The organism is Candidatus Competibacter denitrificans Run_A_D11, assembly GCF_001051235.1.
Taxonomy (GTDB): Bacteria; Pseudomonadota; Gammaproteobacteria; order Competibacterales; family Competibacteraceae; genus Competibacter_A; species Competibacter_A denitrificans.
Genome location: NZ_CBTJ020000001.1, coordinates 113,171 through 135,882, shown reverse-complemented (window position 1 = coordinate 135,882; position 22,712 = coordinate 113,171). Strand labels below are relative to the sequence as shown.

Here is a 22,712-nt window from a genome sequence, read left to right as displayed (position 1 = left end):
TATTTTCGATGAAGCTGCTGGCGCTGGATACCTCGACCGATGCTTGCACCACGGCTCTTTGGGTGGATGGTGCGGTGCTGGAGCGCTATGAGCTGGCTCCTCGCCGCCATGCTGCATTGGTTTTACCGATGATCGAGGCATTATTAGCCGAGGCAGGACTGGCTTTATCGCAGATAGATGCCGTCGCGTTCGGGCGGGGGCCTGGTGCATTCACCGGGGTTCGGATCGCAGCCGGTATTGCGCAAGGCCTCGCGTTTGCCGCCGATTTGCCGGCCGTACCGATTTCCACGCTGGCCGCATTGGCCTTAGGCGGGGGCCGTGAGACCGGACACCGCTATCTTGCGACCGCCTTGGATGCGCGAATGGGCGAAGTCTATTGGGCCACCTATCAGGTGATTGGTGAAACGGCACATCTGGTGGGTGCGGAACGGGTCTGCCCACCGGATCTGGCAACTGCCGAGGCGGATGAGTGGTTTGGGGTGGGCAGTGGCTGGAGTCTGTATGCCACTCTTTTTTCCCAGCACATGGCAGTCAGTGGTTGGCTGGCAGAGTGTTGGCCACGCGCCGGTGATATCGCCCGGCTTGCCGCCGATCCGAACCGGCGCAGTGAATGGGTTGCCGCCGAAGCCGCCTTGCCGGTGTATTTGCGCGATCAGGTGGTCGATAAACCCTCCTCTCTACGGCGTTAACCGGTTGTTATTGGGTTAGGTGATAGCATTTGGCACGATTTGTGATAGTCTCATGCGACCACAAGTATAATGTGCGAAAAAAAACCCCACTGGAGAGATGACGATGAACGCTGCTCTTAACGCCGCTCAGCTCCATAGCAAAACCTTGCCAGATTTAATCCATAAACTATTGATGTCGCGCCAGGAAAGCTTAGTTTTATTCCACAAGCTGGCCATGCTGAAGCCGGTGGCGCCCGCTGGCTCGGTTTATCACTTATTGCGCCGGTTTCGCCAAGCCCTCGTCGATTATTTGGCACTCGGACCCTTTGAAATCTATGAGGCTCTGGAGGAACAGTCGGCGGACTCGCCCTATCGCCAAGCGCGCGATGTGGCCCGTCGGCTTTATACCCAGATCGATCACACCACCCAGACCGCGTTGGATTTTCACGACCGCTACGAGGATGAACTCGCCGAGTCGGCATTGCCTGAACTGAACCAGGAACTGTCGCGGTTGGGCGAGTCGCTGGCGACCCGAATCGAATTGGAAGATCGCATTGTCGCCGCTGTCCGTCATGTCGATACGTCCGTTGCAGCCTGAGTCAATAACCGCGCAACCATTCGGGGCGCAGGTGCAGGCCACCGGCCAGGGCCAATTCTAACCGGCTCAGCAGCTCAAGTTGGTCTTGCGGTAGCGTCCCGGCCAGCGCCAGGGCATTGGACGCATGATTGGAGCGGAACACCAGCGGAGCCGGTGGATTCAGCCGTTCGATTAAGCGCATTTGCTCCAACAACAGCGCCCGGTCATCCTGTTCATGAAAAGGCTCTCGGAATTTGCGGGTAAATTCCGCACGCAGGGATGGCTCGATCATCAATTGCAGCGTCGAGAGATAATCCAGCGCGACTTGATTCACTAACTCGGCAGTGCCGTCGATGTGCTCTTGCCAGTACGGTTGGCCGCCAAGGCCGAGAATCACCGTGGCTGAGATCATGAAGCCGGCGGCTTTGGCTTTGCCAAGCCCAGTCACCATGGCTTCCGGAGTTGCGCCCTTCGTGATGCGCTTGAGCAACTCCGCCGCACCGGTTTCAATCCCGTAGTAGAGTAGGGTCAAGCCGTTCTCTCGCAATTGCCTTAGCTCTTCCACCGATTTTTTGAGTAGATTGGCGGGTAGGGCATAACTGGAAACCCGTTCCAGGCTGGGAAAGGCGCCGGACAGAGTGCCGAGAAGGTGTAGCAGATGATTCGTCGGTGCCGCCAGCGCGTCGCCATCAGCCAAGAACACCCGTCGCACAGCCGGATAGGCCCGTGCCACGGTCTGAATCTCAGCTTGTACTTAATCGAGTGGGCGGATGGTGAACTCTTTACTGCGGTACATCGCACAGAAGCTACAGCGATTAAAGCTGCAACCCAGTGTGGCTTGCAGGATAAAGCTGTCCGCTTCGGAGGGCGGCCGCCAGAGCGGCATATCGTAGTTAAGCAGCATACAGGTTATTCTCCCATCAGCTTTTTCAAGAGCGGTTAGAAATCGGACACGGCCGTTTTTAGCAATATCGTTTACAATTCCCGCCCAGCCGCAATGATTCCCAGTGGTGGCGGTTGAGTCTAATTGAAAGTTGATTTTCGAACCCATTGAGGCAAGGCATGGCACGAATCGAGTTGAAGCTGCCGGCTGATTTTTCCTTCCACACTGAATTACAGGTCAGAATCACCGATATCAATTATGCCGGCCACATGGGCAACGATATAGTGGTGAGCTTGATGCATGAGGCGCGCTATCGTTTCATGGCGCATCATGGGTTGCCGGAACTCAATGTCGAGGGTTTAGGCGTCATCATCGCCGATAATGTGATTCTCTATAAATCGGAAGCCTTTGCCGGTGAGGTGTTGGTGATTGGTGTCGCGGTCACCGATTTCAACAAATACGGCTGCGATTTTGTTTATCAGATGACCGAGAAAACCAGCGGCCGCGAAGTGGCTCGTGCCAAAACCGGCATTGTGTTCTTCGATTATCAAACACGGGCGGTCCAGAAGGTGCCGCAATCCTTCCTCGCGTTATTCGCCCCTGAGCGCGTTGCTTCCTAAGCGATTTTCGATGGACAAGCTTTTTCCTGAGCGTTCTAACAGCAAGCCTAGCCAATCGATTCCAAGCGGAGCGATTTCCTCTGTGTCGCGTGGCTGGCTGCCGTTTCGATTACTGCTGGGTGTGGGTGCCAGTATCGGTGTGGCGGTCTTATTGGTGCTGGTGCTTTATATCACCGATCTGGGTCTGTCGGTGTGGGAGCGCCTACAACGGGCACCCACCACCTTTTGGGTCATCTATCTGCTGATTCTTGGGGTTTTGAGCGCGGGGGGCGCTTATGGGGTTTGGCGAGTGCTCAATTGGGGCCAACCTGCCGGGCGTTCCCGCCGACTGGCTCCGGCCAAACCACCCGATGAAGCAAGCCTGCGTGAACAGATCGAGCGTCGAGAAGCAGCCGGCATTCAAGTCGATTCCATTCGCGACGAACTGGAAGAGTTGCAGCGACGGCGGGCCGCAGGCGAAATCATCGTGGCGGTATTCGGCGAGATCAGCACCGGCAAGTCATCCCTGATCCGCGCCCTATTACCGGGCACTGATATTGCCGTCGATGTGCGCGGTGGCACCACCCGTGAAGTGACCTATTACACCTGGAGCAGTTCGGCGGGGGATCGGTTAATTTTGGCGGATTTGCCGGGCCTGAACGAAGCGGATGGTTCGCTTGATCGGCAAGCGCGGGATGAAGCGTTGCGCGCCCATGTCATCATCTACGTCTGTGAGGGCGATTTGACCCGTGACCAGTACGAGGCCCTGCGCACCTTGGTGGATTTGGGCAGCCCCGTCATCGTGGCGTTGAACAAGATTGACCGGTATGCCGAAGCGGAACTGGTACAGATTCGCCAGCGACTTGCCGAACGGGTCGGCGAACAGGTTGAAGTAGCACCAGTGCAGTCGGGTGGGGTAGAGGAGGTGACTCGCATCTATCACGATGGCCGCGAAGAGACCACGCTGCGCGAACGCCCACCCCAAGTCGAGGACTTGCGCCGAGCGTTACAGCGCTACCTTGACACCGACCCGCAAGTGCTCGACGCCTTACGCGATACAGCGGTCTTCGTGCTTGCTCAGCAAAAACTAGATGTCGCGGTCGCTGCGTACCGCCAGGGAAAAGCCGGCGATATCGTGCAAAGCTATTCCCGTAAAGCGGTCTTTGGGGCATTGGCGGCGGTTAGCCCCGGGACCGATATTTTGATTCAGGGCTATCTGGGCATCAATCTCATCAAGGATTTGTGTGCACTCTACGAAGTACCGGCCCGTGAGATGGATATGCAGCGTTTTCTCAATCTGGCCGGCGGTCAGGTACGGCGCAACGTCAATTTGTTGTTGGCGCTGGTCGGTAACATCTTCAAAGCCTTCCCCGGCATGGGAACCGTCGTGGGCGGGATGATCCACGCAGTGGTTTACGGATTGGTGTTCGAAAGTTTGGGGAAGGCGATAGCCCGCTCCTTGGAAACTCGGGGTGATTTGGTCAATGGCCCCACCCTGCGGATGTTCGAGGATAATTTGAGTGAAGATTTGGAAGCGCGTGCAAAACGCTTGGCCCAAATGGTTTGGAATCGACAGCGGGAGAGTGGTGATGGTGCCGGAACAGGGACCGGTTAACGGCGATTCGCACCTGGCTCTGGCGCGCGAAAGCCTGCGAGAGTTGCTCAATGATAAGCGGGTACCCCCAGCCGTGCGTTCGGCATTGGCCGCCGATTATCAGCAGTTACAACTGCTGCTGGAGAAAATCGAACATGGTCACATCCACATCGCGGTATTCGGGCGGGTGAGTGTCGGTAAATCGGCGCTGCTAAACGCTTTATTGGGCGAAACGCGCTTTTCAACCAGCCCGCTGCATGGCGAAACTACCCACGCTACCCACGCGCGCTGGCAGGAGTACGATGCCGGGGGCGTGTTTTTGATCGATACGCCGGGGATTAATGAGGTTGCTGGCGAGGAGCGGGAACGGCTCGCGCACGATGTGGCTAGTCGCTGCGATCTGGTGCTATTTGTGGTAGAAGGCGATATCACTGATACGGAGCTGCGGGCGTTGCGGCAAGTGAAGAGTGCCGCACAACGACTGGTCTTAGTGCTGAACAAGATTGATCGCTACACGCCGGCTGATCGGGAACTTTTGTTACAGACTTTGCGCCAGCGCGCCGAGGGTTTGATCGAGGCACACGATATTGTCACCGCCGCCGCGCAACCGGCCGAGCGCATTGTGATTCTGGTGGACGCTGACGGCAACGAAACGGAAAGTCGCCGCCGACCCGCACCGGATGTGGCCGCGTTACGGGAGCGGATCTGGGATATTCTCAAAGCCGAGGGCAAAACCATGGCCGCCCTCAACGCCGGGTTATTCGCCGGTCGTTTTTCTGATCGGCTGAGTCACGAAATCATTGTAATTCGTCGCGACTTAGCCGAAAAAGTGGTCCGTAACTACTGTCTGGCCAAGGGCGTGGCCGTGGCGCTCAACCCGATTCCGGTCGCCGATCTGCTCGCGGCGGTTGCCACTGATGCCGCAATGATCATCCATCTGAGTCGGGTCTACGGTTTGCCGATCACCCGTGGTGAGGCTGGTTCGCTGCTCAAGACCATCTTTACCCAACTGGTGTTTCTGATGGGAACGGTATGGGTCATGCATTTGGCGGCTTCGGCGCTCAAGGGCATTAGCCTTGGGTTATCGACGGTCGTGACCGCTGCGGCGCAGGGCGCGGTCGCTTGGTATGGGACTTATGTGGTGGGTAAGGCCGCCGAACAGTATTTTGCGCAGGGTAAATCGTGGGGTGAAGGTGGGCCAAAGCGTGTGGTGCAAGACATTCTGGACAGTCTTGACCGCGACTCGCTGTTGGCGCAGGCACGCGAGGATATTTTGGCCCGTTTAAAGCCGCTGCTGTAAACCGATGAGTTTTTCCTTTCTTATGGGATTTTTCCTGGTTGTCGGCATCGGCCTGTGGTTTTGGCGAGACAGCTTGGGTGCTCGTGAACAGGCGCGAGCCGCCAGCGCTCGTGCTTGCAGGGAAACGGGTGTTCAGTTGCTGGATGATACCGTCGCCTTGGAGCGGCTCTGGCCACGGCGGGATCGGCGTGATGGCCGGTTAAAGCTGGAACGGTTGTATGTGTTCGAGTTCACCGATACCGGGCAACGGCGCCAAATCGGCAGTGTGTTGCTGATCGGGTTGCGAGTGGAACTCTTGCAACTGGAAGGCGGCGATTTGCTAGTGCCGTAGGGGAGCCGGAACACCGCTTGTCTCCGATGGTTTTTTGTGGTCGGGTGGAGATGCTCAAAGCTCGCCTTGTTATACTAGGTTGATACCTAGCTGTTGATACCTAGATTTCCGGTCTCGCCACGAGATCGGCGCTCATGGATGAGAATATTCGTGGAATATACTAAAGAGGCTTGTGGTTGCGGCTCATTCTGGTGCCGGATTGAGACATTGCTGAATGGGGGAGGTGGAAGGTGACGGATCATCAAGCGAATGCTGATCTTTCGCTGGACCCAAGATCGGCGATTCCATTGCTAAAGTGGGTGTGGCGTTCGTATTTTCGCGCAGCCCTCATGCCGCTGTTGTTGGTCGAGGTGGTGTTTGTCATCATCTATTTGACCGCTAATCATTTAGCGACCCAAGAAAACATCGAAACGGTGCGGACTATCGCCACCGACGAGTTACGCCGCATCGCCCAACGGGAAGCGGTAGCTATCCAAAAGCAGCTCGAAGCGATTTCTCAATCGACCGATTTGTTCCGCCGCCAAACGGCCCGTATCCTGCAAATCCCGTTCGAGCCTGACAAGGACGAGCGCAAGCGCTATGCCTATTCGCCTGATGGTGTGTATTACACAACCCAGGATAATGGTGGTAGCGCGTTGTTTTATAGTGGTGCCGTGCCGGTTGGAGCGGAGCAGCGCGAGAAGGTTTGGCGCACCGTTCAGCTTGATCCGCTCATGCGCGATTTGCGGCAAACCCACCCGTTGGTGGTCCAGGTTTATCTGAATACACACGATTCGCTGAATCGGATTTATCCCTATTTTAACGTGTTGGGCCACTACCAGCCCAAGCTAGATATTCCGCAGTTTAATTTTTATTACGAAGCCGATGCCCAGCATAACCCACAGCGTGGTGTGGTGTGGACTGATGTCTATGTCGATCCGGCCGGCCAGGGTTGGATGGTGTCCTCTATCGCGCCGGTTTATCGGGAGAATTTCCTGGAAGGGGTTATTGGGTTGGATGTCACGGTGGCGACCATCGCCAACACGATTCTTAATCTGGCTATCCCTTGGCAGGGTTACGGGTTGTTGGTCAGCAAAACCGGTACCCTGCTTGCGCTGCCGTCCGCCGGAGAAGCCGATTGGAATCTACGGGAACTGACCACTCACGCCTACACCGACTATATCCGGCAGGATACCTTCAAGCCTGAAGAGTTCAACATTGATCGGCGCCCAGCATTCGCCCCTGTGCGCGCTCGCCCCGAGGGCGTCGCACCTTTGGAATTGAACGGTCCACAATTGGCGGCTTGGGCTACCGTTCCTGAAACTGGCTGGAAATTAGTGGTGATGGTGCGCGAAGCGAACATCCATGCCCAGGCTAACCAGTTGGGCCATCGTTTGTTCATGATTGGGTTGTGGATGATCGGTGGTATCATATTGTTCTACGGAATCTTTTTTGCTGTGTTATATCGGCGTGCCCGCCTTATGGCAAGCATCATCGCCCAACCTCTGGAGGTGGTCGATAACCTGGTCGAGCGGATCGGCCAGGGTGATTATCAACAGCAGGTTCCCAATTTTAAGGTACGTGAGCTGCAAAAAACGGCAATCTGCCTAGTGGCTATGGGTAAACAGCTCGGTGTTGCCAACGGTCAACTGCGGCTTGCGCAAGAAGAGGCAGAGCGGGCACGCGATGCGGCATTAGAGGCTTCACGACTGAAATCCGAGTTTCTCGGCACGGTCAGTCATGAGCTGCGCACTCCGCTAAATAGTATTTTGGGTATGCTTGATTTGCTGCTTAAAACAACGCTCGATCACCGGCAACAGCGATTTGCCCTGACTGCTCGCCAGTCGAGCGAGGCGCTCTTTCAGTTGATCAGCGATATCCTCGATTTATCCCGCATCGAAGCCGGTCAGATTGAATTGCAGCAGATGCCGTTTTCGCCCACCGCTCTGATACAAGAGCTTGCTAAGGTGATCAACACGAAGGCGTCGGAGAAGAGTCTTGGCTTTAATGTTTTCGTGGCACCGCAAACACCAACCTTTGCGCGGGGTGATGAAGGCCGTTTGCGGCAGGTGGCTCTAAATTTGCTCAGTAATGCCATCAAATTTACCGAGCACGGTGAGATTGTGCTCCGTTGTGAGCCGGCTCCAGAGGCCGCTAAAGATGGCAAGATCTGGTTGCGGTTCAGTGTAGCGGATACCGGCGTTGGCATTGCTCCGGCGGCGCAGGCTCGGCTATTTGAGCCATTTACCCAGTTGGATGGTTCCATTTCGCGCCGGTTTGGCGGGATTGGGTTAGGCTTGTGCATCGCCAAGCGATTGGTCGAACGGATGGGCGGGACGCTTGGGGTAGACAGCGAAGAGGGCAAGGGATCGACATTCTGGTTTTATGTGCCGCTCGGCCAGATGGACCTCCATGTTGGACTACCTCCGAGTATTATGCTGGAGGAGGGATGTCTCTCTGGCAGCGCACCTTCCTAATGGAGCTTGCCGGTTTGTACCGCTACGTCCGTTTCAGCGGCTGCACGCAGGCTGCGTCCGGTTTCGGAGTACACCAGTTGGCCCGGATGCAGAACACGCCGTTGCGCACCTTGCTCAGCGCCGCGCTGACGCAAGCGGTCAATGATCACCTTTAGGCCCTCTGGGTTCAGCGGGTAGTGGTGTTCCAAACGCAATAATTTCCCTGCTGCATCCAAGCTGGTGACGGTATAGGCTAGGGTGCCCAGTTCGAGATCAACTTGATTGGTGATCAGTATTTGCTGCTCGGTGTTTTCACTGTCATTTTGAAAAACTGCTTCCACCAGGAAATCGCCAGACAGGCAGGGAATCTCCCGCAGGGCTGCCACGGCCGCTGCACCTTCAGCACCCGCCAGCGTTGCGGTCAGTGGCGGATTAGCCAACACCGTCCGCACATGTACGCCGTACAATTCTAAAGCTAGCGTGTAGAGTCGTTGGGCGCGGGTCCAACGGCCATAACCGCTTCCTAAAGTCGTCGCCGGCAAGTCCTGGCCTGGTCCAAATTGCGCCCAGTCATCGAAGGTATAGAACAGGGTGTGTACATCATCCTTCTCAGCAATGAAATAATTTCCCGGCTCTAGCGTGACGGTGCAGATTTCGTCTTTTTCGAACCAGCCATGCTCCAATAAGCGCCATAACGGTAGTAATTCGTTACTTTCTAACTGCACCCGCAAGAGCGCACACAGGTCGCTAAGGGTCGCAAAAGAGACATTCAGGATCGTCAGATTAAACATTTGCTGAACTGCTTCACGGGTTGCTTGCGACACTTCGCCGCTTTGCAGCAAAATGTCTTCCATGATTCGCGCCAAGTCAGCAATCGCGTTAGCTTGTCCGACGAAGCAAAACGGGAGTAACAGCAGCGGGCCAGACCCAGGTCGGCGCAGCGGATTGATGGCCGCGACGGGAAAGAAACCTCGGTCGCTACCCAGCGCGATTAATTGCGGCTTGAAATCCGGTGAAGGGGAACTTCCTTTGTAGAGGGCGGCTAGCGCCTTGGTCAGCGGAAAGCCTGGCCGGAGTATTTCGGTTTGGTCATAGAGTGCGCCGACCAGGATCAAACCCAATGGGTCGATGTGGCCCAGAATGCGTTCCAGATCCTTAGCGAGATGACCGGCGAGTGCGGTGGCAGTGGCTACATCCAACGGAGCGGGTGGTACGCCGTTCGGATCGGATTGCTCCGCATCCAATTCGAGCGCCAGCACGCCGGCATAATGGCTCAGTTCGGTCGATGGGTTGGAAATGGTAGCCACGGAGATCTCTTTTGTTGTGAGGCCGCACGGTGTTTTCAGGGTTGCGACTATCGCGAAAAATAACGAGAGTACGGCAGGCACTATAGCCGGTCAAAGCGCTGCCGTTGAGGGGGCCATTATACGGGCAAATAGACCCGCCATTGCTCCAATCCGCTGCGCCGAGAGGTAGACTGTCGCAAGGAATAGGTTATGGGTTGCGTGCTGCAAAGATTTTCTGGTGCGGGCCATAATCCCGTGTGCTCCAAGCCATTTCCGCTTAAACTTTGGTGATAGCGTTAACAAATTTAGGGTTTTCAGAATAAACACAACACCACTAATGAAGAGGTAAAACCCATGCCCGCACCGATTCAAAATCCGGCAGAACAATTACAACAGGCCGCGCTGGCGCTGGATACCGTCCAGAAGGCGCTCGATTATTCTCTGGCGGACGTGAAGGAACGCTCCCAGAAAGCCGACGGAAAAATTTCCGCCGCACTGCTCGACCATCACCAATTGGTCAGCTATGACCTGGCGCTGTCCTGCGCCGAAATTACCGGCGCCCGTTTCGGGCTGGATTACGCCAAACGGGCGCGGGCAGCGGGCGGCGGTTCGGCCAGTGAATTGACGCTGGAAGAACGCTTTGCGCTGCTGTTCGCCGCCGAAGCCCTGCAAGCGGTGCGCAATCGCCTGAGCGCCCGTCCCACCGATTTCGGTCTCGACGACACTTGGCTCAGCAAAACGGTGGACGATCCCCAAGTCCGCCAATTCTGCATCGCCCAACTGCCAGCGGCCCATGTGGCGGAACTCGGCCAGTTGATGCGGGCGCAGGACGGCGTGACCGGCGCCTATCTGCTGGACGACCACCACGAGATGATGCGCGAGCAATTCCGCCGCGTCGCTGAAGAAGTGGTGATGCCGCTGGCCGAAGAAGTCCACCGTCACGACCTCGACATTCCCGACGCCATTCTGGAACAGGTCAAGGATATGGGCTGCTTCGGCATTTCTATCCCGGAACGCTTCGGCGGCATCCAGAGCGACGAGCAGGAAGACAACCTGGGCATGATCGTGGTGACCGAGGAACTGACCCGCGGCTCGCTGGGCGCGGCCGGCAGTTTGATCACCCGGCCGGAAATCCTGTCCAAGGCGCTCCTGAAGGGCGGCACCGAAGAGCAAAAGAACAAATGGCTGCCGCAACTGGCCTCCGGCGAGATGCTGTGCGCGGTGGCGGTGACCGAGCCGAACTACGGCTCCGACGTCGCCAACATGCGGTTGAAGGCCACCAAAACCGAGGGCGGCTGGCTGCTGAACGGCGCGAAAACCTGGTGCACCTTCGGGGGCAAGGCCGGCGTGCTGCTGATTCTGGCCCGCACCCATCCCGACCTATCGTTCGGCCATCGCGGCCTGTCCATGTTCCTGCTGGAAAAACCGAGCACCCCCGGCCACGCCATCGACTTCACCCAAGACGGCGGCGGCAAGCTGACCGGCAAGGCGATTGCCACCATCGGCTATCGCGGGATGCACTCCTTCGACCTGTTTTTCGACAACATCTTCGTGCCGGACGAGAACATGCTCGGCGGGCCGAAGGGCGAGGGCAAGGGTTTCTATTTCACCATGGCCGGATTTTCCGGCGGCCGGATCCAGACCGCCGCCCGCGCCATCGGCATCATGCAGGCGGCTTACGAAAAGGCCCTGAGCTATTCCCAGGAGCGGATGGTGTTCGGCTATCCCATCGGCGACTACCAACTGACCCAGATCAAGCTGGCGCGGATGGCCACTTATCTCGCCATCGGCCGGCAGTTCACCTATTCGGTCGGGCGCTTGATGGATGAAGGCAAGGGCGACATGGAAGCCAGCATGGTCAAATTTTTCACCTGCAAGACCGCTGAATGGGTGACCCGCGAGGCGTTGCAGATTCACGGCGGCATGGGCTACGCCGAAGAAACCTCGGTCAGCCGCTATTTTATCGATGCACGGGTGCTGTCGATTTTCGAGGGCGCGGAGGAAACCCTGGCGCTGAAAGTGATTGCCCGTTCTCTGGTGGACAACGCCAAATCCAAAGCCGAAGTGGGAGGTTGAGCGATGAGTTTTTCGATGCGTTTGAGCGAGCAGACCGAAGTCGCCGGATCGGTCACGGTCAACGTGGAATGGGCGCGGCGGCCGCAATACGGGCGCTATCTGGATGAATTCGTGCCGGGACAGGTGTTTGTCCACCCGCGTGGCTACACCTTCGAGCGTGGGCCGATGCTGGATTTCTCCCGCGTGTTCATGCAATGTAACCCGTTGTATTTGAACGTGGAGTATGCGAAGGCGCACGGCTTCCCCGACTTGCCCGCCAGCCCGCAGATGGTGTTCAACGTCACGCTGTCGCTGGGCGTGCACAACGATTCCGAAAAGGCGATTGCCAATCTTGGCTATTACAACGTGCAATTCCTGCGGCCGGTGTATCCGGGCGACACCCTGCGCGGTTATACCAAAGTGGTGGATCGCAAGGTACGCGGCGAAGACAAGCCCGGTATCGTGCTGATTCGTACCCTGAGCGTGAACCAGCACAATCAGGTGGTGCTGCAATACGAGCGCAAAATCATGGTCGGCTATCGTGGCGATCGCCTGCCGACCACGCCTGCGCCGACCACGCCGGTCGATTTCCCGTGGGTGGAGCATCCGGTGGTGGATATTCCGGTCAACGCGGGCAACTATCCGGGTGGGCTGACCGGCCCCAACACCTATTTCGAGGATTTCTCGCTCGGCGATTTGATCGTGCACAACAACGGTCGCACCATCACCGACGAGCACATGTATTGGACCTATCTGGTCGGCAACACCCATCCCTTGCACTTCGACCGGGTGTATAGCACTGGCCTGTCGGGCAAGATGAGCGGTGATCCGATTGTCTACGGCGGTTTGGTGTTCGCCTGGCTGGAAGGCTTGGCCAGCCGTGATGTCAGCGAAAATGCGGTGTGGGAATTGGGCTTCACTGAGGGTTATCACACCCAGCCGTCAATCTCTGGCGATACGGTGGCGGCGCTTTCAAGGGTGGTGGCGACTGAAACGGTGCCGAATAATGATGCTTTGGGTATCGTCACTTTCCAATTCATCGGCGTGAAGAACATCAGCGCCGCTGATGCGCTGAAACAATACGGCGCGGATTTGTTTATCAAGGAGAACGATAAGCAGAAATTGAGTAAGGAGAAACTCAGCAATAAGATTTTTGAGATTGAACGGCGGTTGTTGATTAAACGGCGTCCGGCGTGAGGTGAGAAAAGCCCCTCTTCCTTGCGAGAGAGGGGCTTCTGGAGCTGCCTAAATTGGTTTCAATGTCTGAGAATTTAATCTCTATCATTGATGTCGCCGCTCAAACAGGGAAGCGAAAAGCCACTATTTTTAAGATTCTAAAGCGTCTTAATATAGAGCCTATTAAAAGGCGTAGTTCCGCCAATCGCGGTCAAGTAATTTCATATATTACAAATGAAGAGTTAAGACAAGTTCTCGAGCAGATAAAGCTTAAAGAAGACTTTGATATAGATGTAGTAGAGAGTAATCTAGGACCTGAAGCATTACTTTTTGAGCAGGGAGTTTTTTATTTGTTAATACTTGAGCCAAATCATGATCCTGGTCGTTTCAAAGTAGGATTTGCTATTAATCTTTCCGAGCGGTTACGTGCATTGCGTTGTTCTGCTCCATTTGCTGAAGTTGTGAATGCTTGGCCCTGTAAACGGCTCTGGGAAAAAACTGCAATCGAGTGTGTCACGGTAGGATGTGATAAATTGCATACGGAGGTTTTTCGCACACAATCTATGGAATCAGTTGTGGAGAAGTGCCGAAAATTTTTTGAATTGATGCCGATTCTTCCTTATAAAATATAGGATGAATATTTTTGAAAAATTTATTGTTATTTAATTGGAGGTTTTGATGCTTGAAAATATTGCTACCTCTAGTGGGGTTAGTCCTCTACCAAGCGTTGAAAGCGAAGATGAAACGGCCATGCCATCCCTCAATCATAGCTATATTTGCCTGCAAATCCTTAAACAACTGATAAGTAATGAAACTATTGAGCCATTGCCAGAATTAACGCTCGATATTGCTAACGGGTTGACGCCTGGTATTTCTATTTTTCCGAAAGCTAAGATTCAGTCTAATCCTTTTCGTGACATCCTTCGCTTTCAGGAACGCCCTATCTTAGCTATTGAGGTCGTTTCGTCGAGCCAGATAATTCAGGAGATGCTGCAAAAAGCGACGCAATTGGTCAATGAGGGTGTTAAAGTGGTTTGGACGGTCGAGCCATATAGCCGGACAGTGTTTGTTACTACTCAAAATGGCGAGACCTTATTTCATGAAGAGCTGATTGAAAACGAAGGGATTCAGGTTGATTTTTCTAAATTTTTCCCGAAGAAAATTAACTAATATTAAAGCTATGGAAAAAGTATTAAAAATCGTTCCGCTCCATGAGCAGACTAATGATTATAAATACTGGATTTCAAGACCGGTCAGCGAACGTATAGATGCCATAGAAATTCTCCGTAATCAATATATCAAGCTTAAAGGTATTGAACCACGAATTCAGAAAGTTTTTCGGGTTATAAGATAAAAATAGAAACTCCCAAGAATTGACCCATCACAAGGACGTAACAATAACAACCCAATAACCACAACTCCCAAGAGAGGCGCCGAATGTCTAACCCCAAACGCGACAAACCCTGGCTGATGCGGACCTATTCCGGCCATTCTTCCGCCAAGGCATCCAACGAGTTGTACCGAACCAATTTAAGCAAAGGCCAGACCGGCCTGTCGGTGGCGTTTGACCTGCCGACCCAGACCGGCTACGACGCCGACCATCCGCTGGCGCGGGGTGAAGTCGGCAAGGTCGGCGTCCCCATCGGCAACATCGGCGACATGCAGGCATTGTTCGACCAGATTCCGCTGGGGCAGATGAACACCTCAATGACCATCAACGCCACCGCTGCCTGGCTGCTGTCGCTGTACGTCGCCACCGCCGAGCGCCAGGGCGCGAAACCGGAGCAACTGCAAGGCACCACCCAAAACGACATCCTCAAGGAATACCTCTCGCGCGGCACCTACATCTTCCCGCCGTCGCCCTCGGTGCGCCTGACCACCGACATCATCGCCTACACCGTCAAAAACATTCCCAAGTGGAACCCGACCAATATCTGTAGCTACCACTTGCAGGAAGCGGGCGCGACTCCCACGCAAGAACTGGCCTACGCGCTGTCCACCGCCATCGCGGTGATGGACGCGGTGCGCGATTCCGGCCAGATCGGCGCGGACGGCTTCGAGCAGGTGGTCGGGCGGATTTCCTTCTTCGTCAATGCGGGTATCCGCTTCATTGAGGAAACCTGCAAGCTGCGGGCCTTCGGTGAGATGTGGGACAAGCTGGCGCAGGAACGCTACAACGCACAAACCGAAGAGATGCGCCGCTTCCGCTACGGGGTGCAGGTCAACTCGCTGGGCCTGACCGAAGCCCAGCCGGAAAACAACGTCCAGCGCATCGTGCTGGAAATGCTCGGTGTCAGCCTGTCCAAGCGCGCCCGCGCCCGCGCCATCCAGCTACCGGCGTGGAACGAGGCGCTGGGTCTGCCTCGCCCGTGGGATCAGCAATGGGCGCTGCGGATGCAGCAGGTTTTGGCGTTTGAAACCGATTTGCTGGAATACGGCGACATCTTCGACGGCTCGCCGGTGATCGCCGCCAAGGTCAAGTCACTGGTGGATGGTGCGACGGCGGAAATGGCGCGGGTGCAGGAGCAGGGCGGCATGGTGCAGGCCATCGAATCCGGCTACGTCAAGCGGCAACTGGTCACCAGCCACACCGAGCGGATGCGGGCCATCGAGCGCGGCGATCTGAAGATCATCGGCCTGAATTGCTATCAGGAAACCGAGGAATCACCGCTGACCGGCGGCAAAGACAGCGGCATCATGAAGGTTGATCCCCGCGCCGAACGCGAGCAGATCGAACGGCTCAACGCCTTCCGCGCCCAGCGCAACGCCGCCGAAGTCAAGGCGGCGCTGGCCAATCTGGCCGAAACCGCCCGCAGCGGCGCGAACATCATGCCCGCCTCGATTTTGTGCGCTCATGCGGGCGTGACCACCGGCGAATGGTCGCAGACCTTGCGCGACATCTTCGGCGAATACCGCGCCCCGACCGGCATCGACATTCCCGCCAACGACGACGCCCGCAGTGCGCGAGCGGTAGCGATTCGCACCCAGGTCAGCAAGACCGGCGAGGAGCTGGGCCGGCCATTGCGCCTGCTAATCGGCAAGCCCGGTCTGGACGGCCACAGCAACGGCGCGGAACAGATTGCGGTCAAGGGCCGCGATGTCGGCTTCGAGATCGTCTACGAAGGCATCCGCCTGACCCCGGAACAAATCGCCAAAGCAGCGCTGGAAGAAGGCGTGCATCTGATTGGCTTGTCGGTGCTGTCCGGCAGCCATATCGAAATGGTCGAAGACGTGTTCAACCAGTTGGGCAAGGTCGGCTTAAAGGAGTTGCCGGTGGTCATCGGCGGCATTATCCCGGAAAGCGATGCCAAGCTGTTGAAAGAACGGGGTATTGCCGCCGTCTACACGCCGAAGGACATCGACATGAACGGCATCATGGTGGACATCCTCAACCTGATTCGCAAAGCCAACGAGATGAAGGCGGTCGCCGTGGTATGAGTCGGGTTTTGCCCGAACCGGAGGCGCTGGCCGCTGCGGTCAGCGGCCGTGACCGGCTGGCGCTGGCCCAGGCGCTGAATCTGCTGGACGACCGCCGCCCGGCGGCTCGCCAGTGCGCCGCTGCCTTTTTGGATGCGCTGCCCGCTGCCAAGCTGGAGACGGGTGGCCATCTGATCGGCATCACCGGGCCGCCGGGTGCGGGCAAATCCTCGCTCACCGCGTCCCTGATTCAGGTGTGGCGGCAGCGCGGCTTGAAGGTCGCCATTCTGGCGGTCGATCCGTCCAGCCCGATTACCGGCGGCGCGTTGCTGGGCGACCGGCTGCGGATGCACGCCAGCGGCGCCGACCGCGAGGTGTTCATCCGCTCGCTGGCCTGTCGCGGCGAGTTTGGCGGTCTCAGCGCCGAAGTCTGGCCGATGAGTCTGGCGATGCTGGCGGCGTTTGACATCGTGCTGGTGGAAACGGTGGGCGTCGGCCAGAAGGAAATCGACGTGTCGAAGATGACCGACACCACCTGTTTTGTGGCGCAACCGGCTTCCGGCGACAGCATTCAGTTTTTGAAAGCGGGCATCATGGAGGTGCCGCACGTCATCGTGGTCAACAAGGAAGACATCGGCATGGCGGCGCGTAAAACCTTGTCCGAACTGAAAAATACCCTGCGGCGGCAGATGGACCCGGAAGGCTGGCAAGTCCCGGCTTTATCCGCCAGCGCTGCACTCGGCAGCGGTATCGATAAGCTGGCCGATGCGCTGGACAGCCACCGCCAATGGCTGCTGGGGCAGGGCCAGTTCACCGCCCGCCGCCAGCGCTGTCAGGCGGAATGGCTGGTCAAGCACCTGCGCGAGGAATTTGGCCGCTACGGAATGGGTCTGCTCGGCGGTGAGGAAGCGCTGTTTAACGCCTTGGCTGACGCGCCGCGCCGCTCGCCGATTGCCGAATACGAGCGTTTGCGCGAGCGGGTGATTCAGGCGATCAAAACTCACGATTAAGATGTTTCCAACAACAACCCTTAAAACCACCCCCACAGAGAGGAATCAAAAAGATGGCCAAAGAACTCTATAACCTCGGCGAACAACCCCCGTTAGGCGTCATTCCCCAAAAAATGCACGCCTGGCTGATTCGGGCCGAGCGGTTCGGCAAGCCGACCGAAGCCTTCCAGCAGGAAGTGGTCGATGTGCCCAGCATCGCCGATGATGAAGTGCTGGTGTACGTGATGGCGGCGGGCATCAATTACAACAACGTCTGGGCGGGTCTGGGGATTCCGGTCAACGTCATCGGCGCGCGCAACAAGGCGGGCGAGAAGGAAGAATTTCACATCGGCGGCAGCGACGCCTCTGGTATCGTCTACAAAATCGGCAAGGACGTGACCCACGTCAAAGTCGGCGACGAGGTGGTCATCCATTGCGGCACCTGGGATCGCAACTGCGCCTGGGTCAAGAGTGGCGGCGACCCGATGTATTCGCCCAGCTTCCGCATCTGGGGTTATGAAACCAACTTCGGCAGCTTCGCCCAGTTCACCAAGGTGCAGGCCCAGCAGTGTATGCCCAAGCCCAAGCACATGAACTGGGAAGAAGCGTCCGCGTATGTCCTGGTGGCGGCCACCGCCTGGCGGATGCTGCACGGCTGGGGCAAGAACGCGGTCAAAAAAGGCGACGTGGCGCTGATTTGGGGCGGCGCGGGCGGTCTCGGTTCGATGGCGATTCAGATCGCCAAGGCGGCGGGCGCAACCCCGATTGCGATGGTCTCCGGCGAAGACAAGTTCGACTACTGCATGAAGCTGGGGGCGAAAGGCTGCATCAACCGCAACGAATTCGACCATTGGGGCATGTTGCCGCACTGGAAGGATAACGTCGGCTACGCCAAGTGGCTGAAAGGGGTGCGGGCCTTTGGCGCGAAGATTTGGGAAGTGCTGGGCGAGAAGCGCGCCCCGAACATCGTGTTCGAGCACCCCGGCGAAACCACCATCCCGACCTCGATTTTCGTCTGCGACACCGGCGGCATGGTCGTCGTTTGCGCGGGCACGACCGGCTACAACGCCACCGTCGATCTGCGCTATTTGTGGATGCGCCAGAAGCGGCTGCAAGGCTCGCATTTTGCTAACACTGAGCAATCTAAGCAGATGAACGAACTGGCGGTGCGCGGCCTGCTCGACCCGTGTCTGTCGCGGGCCTTCCCCTACACTGATATTCCCCATGTGCATCAGTTGATGTACGAAAACAAGCACCCGCACGGCAACATGGCGGTGCTGGTCGGCGCCAAGGAATTTGGCCTCGGCGCTAGCAGTAAGGCACCGCTAGCTATTCTTCATCCGATACTCCCGAAGGGCGACGTACACACGACCCCGCACCCGTACCCGATGTCCGCGCCGCTGCCCGGCATCGCCGAAGCCGAAGCGATCAAGATTGCCGACGACGGCACCCAGGTTAAAGACCTCATGCATCGCGGCATCATCGCCTGCGCGCCGGGCGATACCGTCGGTCAGGTCGCCAAGATCATGGTGGATAAAGAAATCCATGCGGTGGTGGTGATGGATGGCGGCAAGGCGGTTGGCGTAGTGTCGCAGACCGACATGGTGCTGGCGCGGCAAGGCCGGACTTCGGAAGAAGCGCGGGCGATGAAGGCCGGCGACATCATGACCCCCGGCTGCGCCACCTGTGACGCCAACATCCTGCTGAGCGAAGCGGTGAGCCTGATGACCGGGCGGCGGATGCACCGCCTGATCGTGACCGAGAACGATCAGCCCACCGGCGTCATCTCGATGACTGACGTGGTGAGGAAGATTATCGGGGAATAAGCGAAACCCGCAGTCCTCGGCAGACTTTCAAGGGTTGCCGAGGCGTGGAGAAGCAAAAAAAGGGCGCAGCGAATGCGCTCTTTTTTATGGCCAAAAACTTGAGCGCAGAACGGCCAGACTCTCCAAAACAGGCGCAACAGGCTGATAAAGCGACTGATGGGGTACAGCGGAAAAGGGCCGAGCTGAACAGCAGGGCTGTGGAAAACAGAAAAGAGGGTGAGGGATTCAAACAAAATAGATGGTGGGCGATGCTGGGCTCGAACCAGCGACCCCTACCGTGTGAAGGTAGTGCTCTCCCACTGAGCTAATCGCCCGTCAAAACGGACCCGCAGTATAATGATTGACTGATGGCTTTGACAAGGTTGCATCCAGATATTGCCGTTTGCTGTGGGCTTTGGTTGCGTGCTCTGGGATCTGGCGTGTGCCATCGACAGTTTCGGTTTCCAGAATTGGGGCATCGCCTATGTGAAATTTTAAAACCGAACTATGTTCTATAGGTAGAGAAGAACAATTTTTGGTTCACTTGGCGCGCCATGATGGAGCAAGATCTTGATCAGTACGATGCCTATTGAGTCGGCCACTGTTTTATGTGGCAATAAAAACCTTTTTTACCACGACATCGGTCCCCGTGAGCGTACCCCCCGACTGGCTTTGGTAGGAGATCTGCGCGGCACCGGTTTGAACGGCATGTTTGTGCTGTCGCGGCTAGCCGCTTTTTTAAGTGGTATCCATTCCGGCCAGGTGCCGGGTTCGCGGCTGCGAGAACGGGTCGTTATCGTACCCGTGACGAATATCCTTGAATTACCCGCCACGAGGATAGCGAAGCGACCGCGCACGCACGTCGATCAGCGCCGCTCACTTTGGGGAGCGACCACTGAGGCACTGGTAGCGCTTACCCGTACCGCTTATTATCGGGTGGAAATTCAACAAAATAGCCCTGATATTGAGGATATGCCTCAAGTTTGCTTATACGCGCCTAGCGACGATGAGCGGGCTACCGCCTGTTTATTTGGTCTCCCAGCCGTTATTGAGCGTCCGATGGAACCTGGCGCCGGTTCCGATCTGAGGCGGGCATGGCGATTACTAGGTGGGGAGAATTTCTCGGTTCATATCGGACAAGCAGGTACTTTATGTACCTCATACTGTGAGGATTTATTCAAAGCGCTGGTGTCCTTCCTTGACCGCACTGGGATCGTCGATGGTTTGAACCTAACCGATGAAGAAGACCGATTGCGCTACTTTGATTTGCGACAGGTTTTCGTGGTGTTGGCTGAACAATCGGGGATTTTTTCTTCTTCCGTGGCGGTGGGCCGCTGGGTGCGGGCCGGCGCGGAATTAGGCCGGATTTACGATTGCTTTACCGGGGGTGGACGAGCGCGGATGGTTGCTCCAGTCACTGGATTAGTGGCGAGCTTGCGGCGACAGCCCTTGCTGTGTAAGGGAGAATTACTGGCACGCATTCTGGTGCCGACCGGTGCCTCCAGCAGGGGCCGACTCACGCCGGTCGGGAAGGCTGCATGGCCGATGGGTCAGACTTAATCCACGCTGCCCGCCGGCGTTTGCTGGAGCGGGTGGTAGCAGAAACCCGCGAAACGGGCGATCTAACCGGTTGCTATGTCTTGAGCGCTGGTGTGCTGGCCGCCTTGGATGGCGTTCCCCGCCACTGTTTTGTATCGGCCGAGCAACTCGATGTGGCGTATGTTGATCAGCCCTTGCCGATTGGCCGGGGCCAGACGATCTCCCAGCCTTTCATCGTGGCGCTGATGACTGAATTGCTGCAACCGAACCCGCAAGCGGTTGTGTTGGAAATCGGCACCGGCTCCGGTTATCAAAGCGCTGTACTGGCTCAGCTCGCACGGCGGGTTTATTCAGTGGAACGGATTCCTGAACTGGCCGAGAGCGCTACGCGCCGACTGCATGAGTTAGGTTATCGCAATATCGAGATTCGCAACGCGGACGGTTGGTATGGCTGGGAGGAGAACGCGCCATTCGACGGTATCCTAGTGACGGCAGCGGCGGTCGATGTACCACCGGCCCTGGTGCACCAGTTGAAGCCCGGCGGACGGCTGGTGATCCCTGTGGGCGAGCCGAGCCGATGCCAAATGCTGCGCGTCCTCCAGAAAGATGCCAGAAACATCGTGGAAGCACGCGCTGTCCTGCCCGTAGCGTTTGTGCCGCTGGTGCACGATCCCGCCTGAAATCAACTATTCGGCAGCGAGATGCCGGTCAGTTTCTTAAAGAGCGAGACGGCATAGGAATCGGTCATTCCAGACACGAAATCGGTGATAGCGAGCACCCGGCGATAGAGATCGGCCGTGGGTTGCCGACCTGGCCCGGCGAACTGTTCGGGAATCAAATGGACCAGCATTCGGCTTTTGGGAGACGCGCTTGCGCCGTTGGCAGCGAGATCGTTCACGCTGGTAACGAACGCTTCCAGTAAACCCCCCAGAACCTCGAAACCTGCCGCTTCCACTTCCACCACCGGTTTTGACACATACACCTGATGCTCGCCGCAGGCTTTGAGCGCGTGCATGGCTTCAGCAGCGGGAATCACGTCCAAGAGTTCCTCAGCAAACACACCGGCGAGGATCGCATCCTCATGCGCCATAAAGCATTGATGAACTTGTTCGATAATAACGCCGATGGCCTTGGCCCGCAGATATTCGATCCGCTCCTTGGCGCGGGTGATGTGTTCCAGTTTGCGGCGGGCGCGATCCGGTTCACCAGTCAGGGGAAGCAGGAGGTCGCGCACCTCCTCAAAGCGCAGTTGTTGCAGCCGGAAGGCATCCTCAATATCGATGATCCGATAGCAGATATCATCGGCCGCTTCGAGCAGGTAAGTCAGCGGATGCCGGCTCCAGGCGCCGGGTTGTACCCTGTCCAACCCCAGTTGATCGGCGATTTCAGCGAATAAATCCGCATCATCCTGATAGAAGCCGAATTTCTTAAAAGCAATGGCCGGCGGCGGTGTGGTCGGTAGCGTCGAGGCGCGCGGATATTTGGTAAACGTACCGAGCGTGGCGCAGGTCAGTTGCATACCGCCCCGATTGTCGGGGCTTTGTAAGCGGGTGATGATCCGAAAACCTTGGGCGTTGCCTTCAAAATGAAGAAAGTCATGACGCTGCGGTTCGGTCAACTGCTCCAGCACAGTTTGACCCGTGTGGGACTCAGTAAACCAAAGCCGGATGGCGTCTTCGCCGGCATGACCAAACGGTGGGTTGCCGATGTCGTGCGCGAGGCTGGCCGCAGCCACAACGGCACCGAAATCCTGCGGATAAACCCCCTGCAACAGGTGCCGCTTGATCACGCTGTCACCGACCATGGTACCCAGAGAGCGGCCGACGCTGGAGACTTCCAGGCTATGCGTCAGCCGGGTACGCACATAGTCGCTTTGCGAAAGCGGAAAGACCTGGGTTTTATCCTGCAAGCGTCGGAATGCGGAAGAAAAGACGATGCGGTCAAAATCCCGCTGAAAATCGGTGCGCGCCTCGTTGTCCGCGTGTAACCGGGATAAGCCGAGTCGAGCACGAGAAAGCAGACGGTTCCAGTCCATACGGTCGGATCGGTGATGTGGAA

General features: G+C 57.0%; 20 protein-coding genes, 1 tRNA gene and 1 pseudogene. 17 read left to right on the top strand and 5 right to left on the bottom strand.

What is annotated here, in order from left to right; genetic code table 11:
* Window positions 1-8: 8 nt before the first annotated feature.
* Complete coding sequence (tsaB, locus tag BN873_RS00490; protein WP_048669914.1) at window positions 9-689, top strand: tRNA (adenosine(37)-N6)-threonylcarbamoyltransferase complex dimerization subunit type 1 TsaB; 681 nt, start codon at window positions 9-11, stop codon at window positions 687-689.
* Between the two features lie 103 nt (window positions 690-792).
* Window positions 793-1,266, top strand: a complete 474-nt coding sequence (locus BN873_RS00485; protein WP_048669912.1) for an Rsd/AlgQ family anti-sigma factor — start codon at window positions 793-795, stop codon at window positions 1,264-1,266.
* A gap of 1 nt (window position 1,267) precedes the next feature.
* Here BN873_RS00485 and BN873_RS00480 read toward each other — a convergent pair whose 3' ends face one another.
* Window positions 1,268-1,978, bottom strand: coding sequence for a radical SAM protein (locus BN873_RS00480; RefSeq protein WP_320411690.1), 711 nt, complete (start codon window positions 1,976-1,978; stop codon window positions 1,268-1,270).
* Window positions 1,979-1,999: 21 nt separating this feature from the next.
* Window positions 2,000-2,149 (bottom strand): hypothetical protein, encoded by a 150-nt coding sequence (locus tag BN873_RS21220; protein ID WP_320411689.1) that lies wholly within the window; start codon window positions 2,147-2,149, stop codon window positions 2,000-2,002.
* A gap of 158 nt (window positions 2,150-2,307) precedes the next feature.
* Between BN873_RS21220 and BN873_RS00475 the strand changes: the two genes are divergently transcribed.
* The 5 genes from BN873_RS00475 (at window position 2,308) to BN873_RS00455 (ending at window position 8,408) form a co-directional block, all read left to right on the top strand.
* Window positions 2,308-2,748, top strand: coding sequence for an acyl-CoA thioesterase (locus BN873_RS00475; protein WP_048669911.1), 441 nt, complete (start codon window positions 2,308-2,310; stop codon window positions 2,746-2,748).
* Window positions 2,749-2,830: 82 nt separating this feature from the next.
* Entirely contained in the window at window positions 2,831-4,342 is a 1,512-nt protein-coding gene (locus BN873_RS00470; RefSeq protein ID WP_048669910.1) for a GTPase, read from the top strand.
* On the top strand, window positions 4,317-5,621 hold the full coding sequence (locus BN873_RS00465) for a GTP-binding protein (RefSeq protein WP_082161001.1): 1,305 nt from the start codon (window positions 4,317-4,319) through the stop codon (window positions 5,619-5,621). The genes BN873_RS00470 and BN873_RS00465 overlap by 26 nt, the downstream gene beginning before the upstream one ends.
* A gap of 22 nt (window positions 5,622-5,643) precedes the next feature.
* Window positions 5,644-5,952: a DUF3301 domain-containing protein gene (locus tag BN873_RS00460; protein ID WP_048669906.1), complete on the top strand. Its 309-nt coding sequence runs from the start codon at window positions 5,644-5,646 to the stop codon at window positions 5,950-5,952.
* 230 nt (window positions 5,953-6,182) lie between these two features.
* Window positions 6,183-8,408 carry a sensor histidine kinase gene (locus BN873_RS00455; protein WP_048669904.1) on the top strand — a complete coding sequence of 742 codons (2,226 nt, stop codon included), beginning with the start codon at window positions 6,183-6,185 and terminating at the stop codon, window positions 8,406-8,408.
* Here the strand turns inward: BN873_RS00455 and BN873_RS00450 are convergent.
* Window positions 8,405-9,694 (bottom strand): hypothetical protein, encoded by a 1,290-nt coding sequence (locus BN873_RS00450; protein ID WP_048669903.1) that lies wholly within the window; start codon window positions 9,692-9,694, stop codon window positions 8,405-8,407. The genes BN873_RS00455 and BN873_RS00450 overlap by 4 nt on opposite strands.
* A gap of 333 nt (window positions 9,695-10,027) precedes the next feature.
* Between BN873_RS00450 and BN873_RS00445 the strand changes: the two genes are divergently transcribed.
* The 8 genes and pseudogenes from BN873_RS00445 to BN873_RS20720 all read left to right on the top strand — a co-directional run bounded on the left by BN873_RS00445 (window position 10,028) and on the right by BN873_RS20720 (window position 19,136).
* Window positions 10,028-11,749: an acyl-CoA dehydrogenase family protein gene (locus BN873_RS00445; RefSeq protein WP_048669902.1), complete on the top strand. Its 1,722-nt coding sequence runs from the start codon at window positions 10,028-10,030 to the stop codon at window positions 11,747-11,749.
* A 15-nt stretch (window positions 11,750-11,764) separates the two neighbouring features.
* On the top strand, window positions 11,765-12,925 hold the full coding sequence (locus BN873_RS00440) for a MaoC family dehydratase (protein ID WP_048670092.1): 1,161 nt from the start codon (window positions 11,765-11,767) through the stop codon (window positions 12,923-12,925).
* Between the two features lie 53 nt (window positions 12,926-12,978).
* Window positions 12,979-13,536 carry a hypothetical protein gene (locus BN873_RS00435; protein ID WP_171820388.1) on the top strand — a complete coding sequence of 186 codons (558 nt, stop codon included), beginning with the start codon at window positions 12,979-12,981 and terminating at the stop codon, window positions 13,534-13,536.
* 46 nt (window positions 13,537-13,582) lie between these two features.
* Window positions 13,583-14,074 (top strand): Uma2 family endonuclease, encoded by a 492-nt coding sequence (locus BN873_RS00430; RefSeq protein WP_048669898.1) that lies wholly within the window; start codon window positions 13,583-13,585, stop codon window positions 14,072-14,074.
* A 267-nt stretch (window positions 14,075-14,341) separates the two neighbouring features.
* Window positions 14,342-16,342: a protein meaA gene (locus BN873_RS00425; protein ID WP_048669895.1), complete on the top strand. Its 2,001-nt coding sequence runs from the start codon at window positions 14,342-14,344 to the stop codon at window positions 16,340-16,342.
* A complete protein-coding gene (gene meaB / locus BN873_RS00420; protein ID WP_048669894.1) occupies window positions 16,339-17,331 on the top strand; it encodes a methylmalonyl Co-A mutase-associated GTPase MeaB in 993 nt (330 codons plus the stop codon). The genes BN873_RS00425 and meaB overlap by 4 nt, the downstream gene beginning before the upstream one ends.
* A 53-nt stretch (window positions 17,332-17,384) precedes the next feature.
* Window positions 17,385-18,617, top strand: a pseudogene (gene ccrA / locus BN873_RS00415) (crotonyl-CoA carboxylase/reductase); the annotation flags it as partial.
* Between the two features lie 81 nt (window positions 18,618-18,698).
* Window positions 18,699-19,136 carry a CBS domain-containing protein gene (locus tag BN873_RS20720; protein ID WP_320411693.1) on the top strand — a complete coding sequence of 146 codons (438 nt, stop codon included), beginning with the start codon at window positions 18,699-18,701 and terminating at the stop codon, window positions 19,134-19,136.
* 239 nt (window positions 19,137-19,375) lie between these two features.
* Here the strand turns inward: BN873_RS20720 and BN873_RS00410 are convergent.
* Window positions 19,376-19,450, bottom strand: a tRNA-Val gene (locus BN873_RS00410).
* A 235-nt stretch (window positions 19,451-19,685) separates the two neighbouring features.
* On the opposite strand from BN873_RS00410, the gene BN873_RS00405 reads away from it, so the two are divergent.
* Both BN873_RS00405 and BN873_RS00400 read left to right on the top strand, forming a co-directional pair.
* Window positions 19,686-20,675: a succinylglutamate desuccinylase/aspartoacylase family protein gene (locus BN873_RS00405; protein ID WP_139031615.1), complete on the top strand. Its 990-nt coding sequence runs from the start codon at window positions 19,686-19,688 to the stop codon at window positions 20,673-20,675.
* The gene (locus tag BN873_RS00400) at window positions 20,654-21,334 is read left to right on the top strand and encodes a protein-L-isoaspartate(D-aspartate) O-methyltransferase (protein WP_048669891.1); all 681 of its coding nucleotides are present in this window, start codon (window positions 20,654-20,656) and stop codon (window positions 21,332-21,334) included. The genes BN873_RS00405 and BN873_RS00400 overlap by 22 nt, the downstream gene beginning before the upstream one ends.
* A 2-nt stretch (window positions 21,335-21,336) precedes the next feature.
* Here BN873_RS00400 and BN873_RS00395 read toward each other — a convergent pair whose 3' ends face one another.
* On the bottom strand, window positions 21,337-22,689 hold the full coding sequence (locus tag BN873_RS00395; protein WP_048669890.1) for a deoxyguanosinetriphosphate triphosphohydrolase: 1,353 nt from the start codon (window positions 22,687-22,689) through the stop codon (window positions 21,337-21,339).
* Window positions 22,690-22,712: the final 23 nt, after the last annotated feature.

What these genes read in the sequence shown, in the direction of transcription:
- tsaB (WP_048669914.1), top strand. Translation starts at nt 9, where the DNA reads ATGAAGCTGCTGGCGCTGGATACCTCGACCGATGCTTGCACCACGGCT.
- BN873_RS00485 (WP_048669912.1), top strand. Translation starts at nt 793, where the DNA reads ATGAACGCTGCTCTTAACGCCGCTCAGCTCCATAGCAAAACCTTGCCA.
- BN873_RS21220 (WP_320411689.1), bottom strand. Translation starts at nt 2,149, where the DNA reads ATGCTGCTTAACTACGATATGCCGCTCTGGCGGCCGCCCTCCGAAGCG.
- BN873_RS00475 (WP_048669911.1), top strand. Translation starts at nt 2,308, where the DNA reads ATGGCACGAATCGAGTTGAAGCTGCCGGCTGATTTTTCCTTCCACACT.
- BN873_RS00465 (WP_082161001.1), top strand. Translation starts at nt 4,317, where the DNA reads ATGGTGCCGGAACAGGGACCGGTTAACGGCGATTCGCACCTGGCTCTG.
- BN873_RS00460 (WP_048669906.1), top strand. Translation starts at nt 5,644, where the DNA reads ATGGGATTTTTCCTGGTTGTCGGCATCGGCCTGTGGTTTTGGCGAGAC.
- BN873_RS00445 (WP_048669902.1), top strand. Translation starts at nt 10,028, where the DNA reads ATGCCCGCACCGATTCAAAATCCGGCAGAACAATTACAACAGGCCGCG.
- BN873_RS00440 (WP_048670092.1), top strand. Translation starts at nt 11,765, where the DNA reads ATGCGTTTGAGCGAGCAGACCGAAGTCGCCGGATCGGTCACGGTCAAC.
- BN873_RS00430 (WP_048669898.1), top strand. Translation starts at nt 13,583, where the DNA reads ATGCTTGAAAATATTGCTACCTCTAGTGGGGTTAGTCCTCTACCAAGC.
- BN873_RS00425 (WP_048669895.1), top strand. Translation starts at nt 14,342, where the DNA reads ATGTCTAACCCCAAACGCGACAAACCCTGGCTGATGCGGACCTATTCC.
- meaB (WP_048669894.1), top strand. Translation starts at nt 16,339, where the DNA reads ATGAGTCGGGTTTTGCCCGAACCGGAGGCGCTGGCCGCTGCGGTCAGC.
- BN873_RS20720 (WP_320411693.1), top strand. Translation starts at nt 18,699, where the DNA reads ATGTCCGCGCCGCTGCCCGGCATCGCCGAAGCCGAAGCGATCAAGATT.
- BN873_RS00400 (WP_048669891.1), top strand. Translation starts at nt 20,654, where the DNA reads ATGGCCGATGGGTCAGACTTAATCCACGCTGCCCGCCGGCGTTTGCTG.
- BN873_RS00395 (WP_048669890.1), bottom strand. Translation starts at nt 22,689, where the DNA reads ATGGACTGGAACCGTCTGCTTTCTCGTGCTCGACTCGGCTTATCCCGG.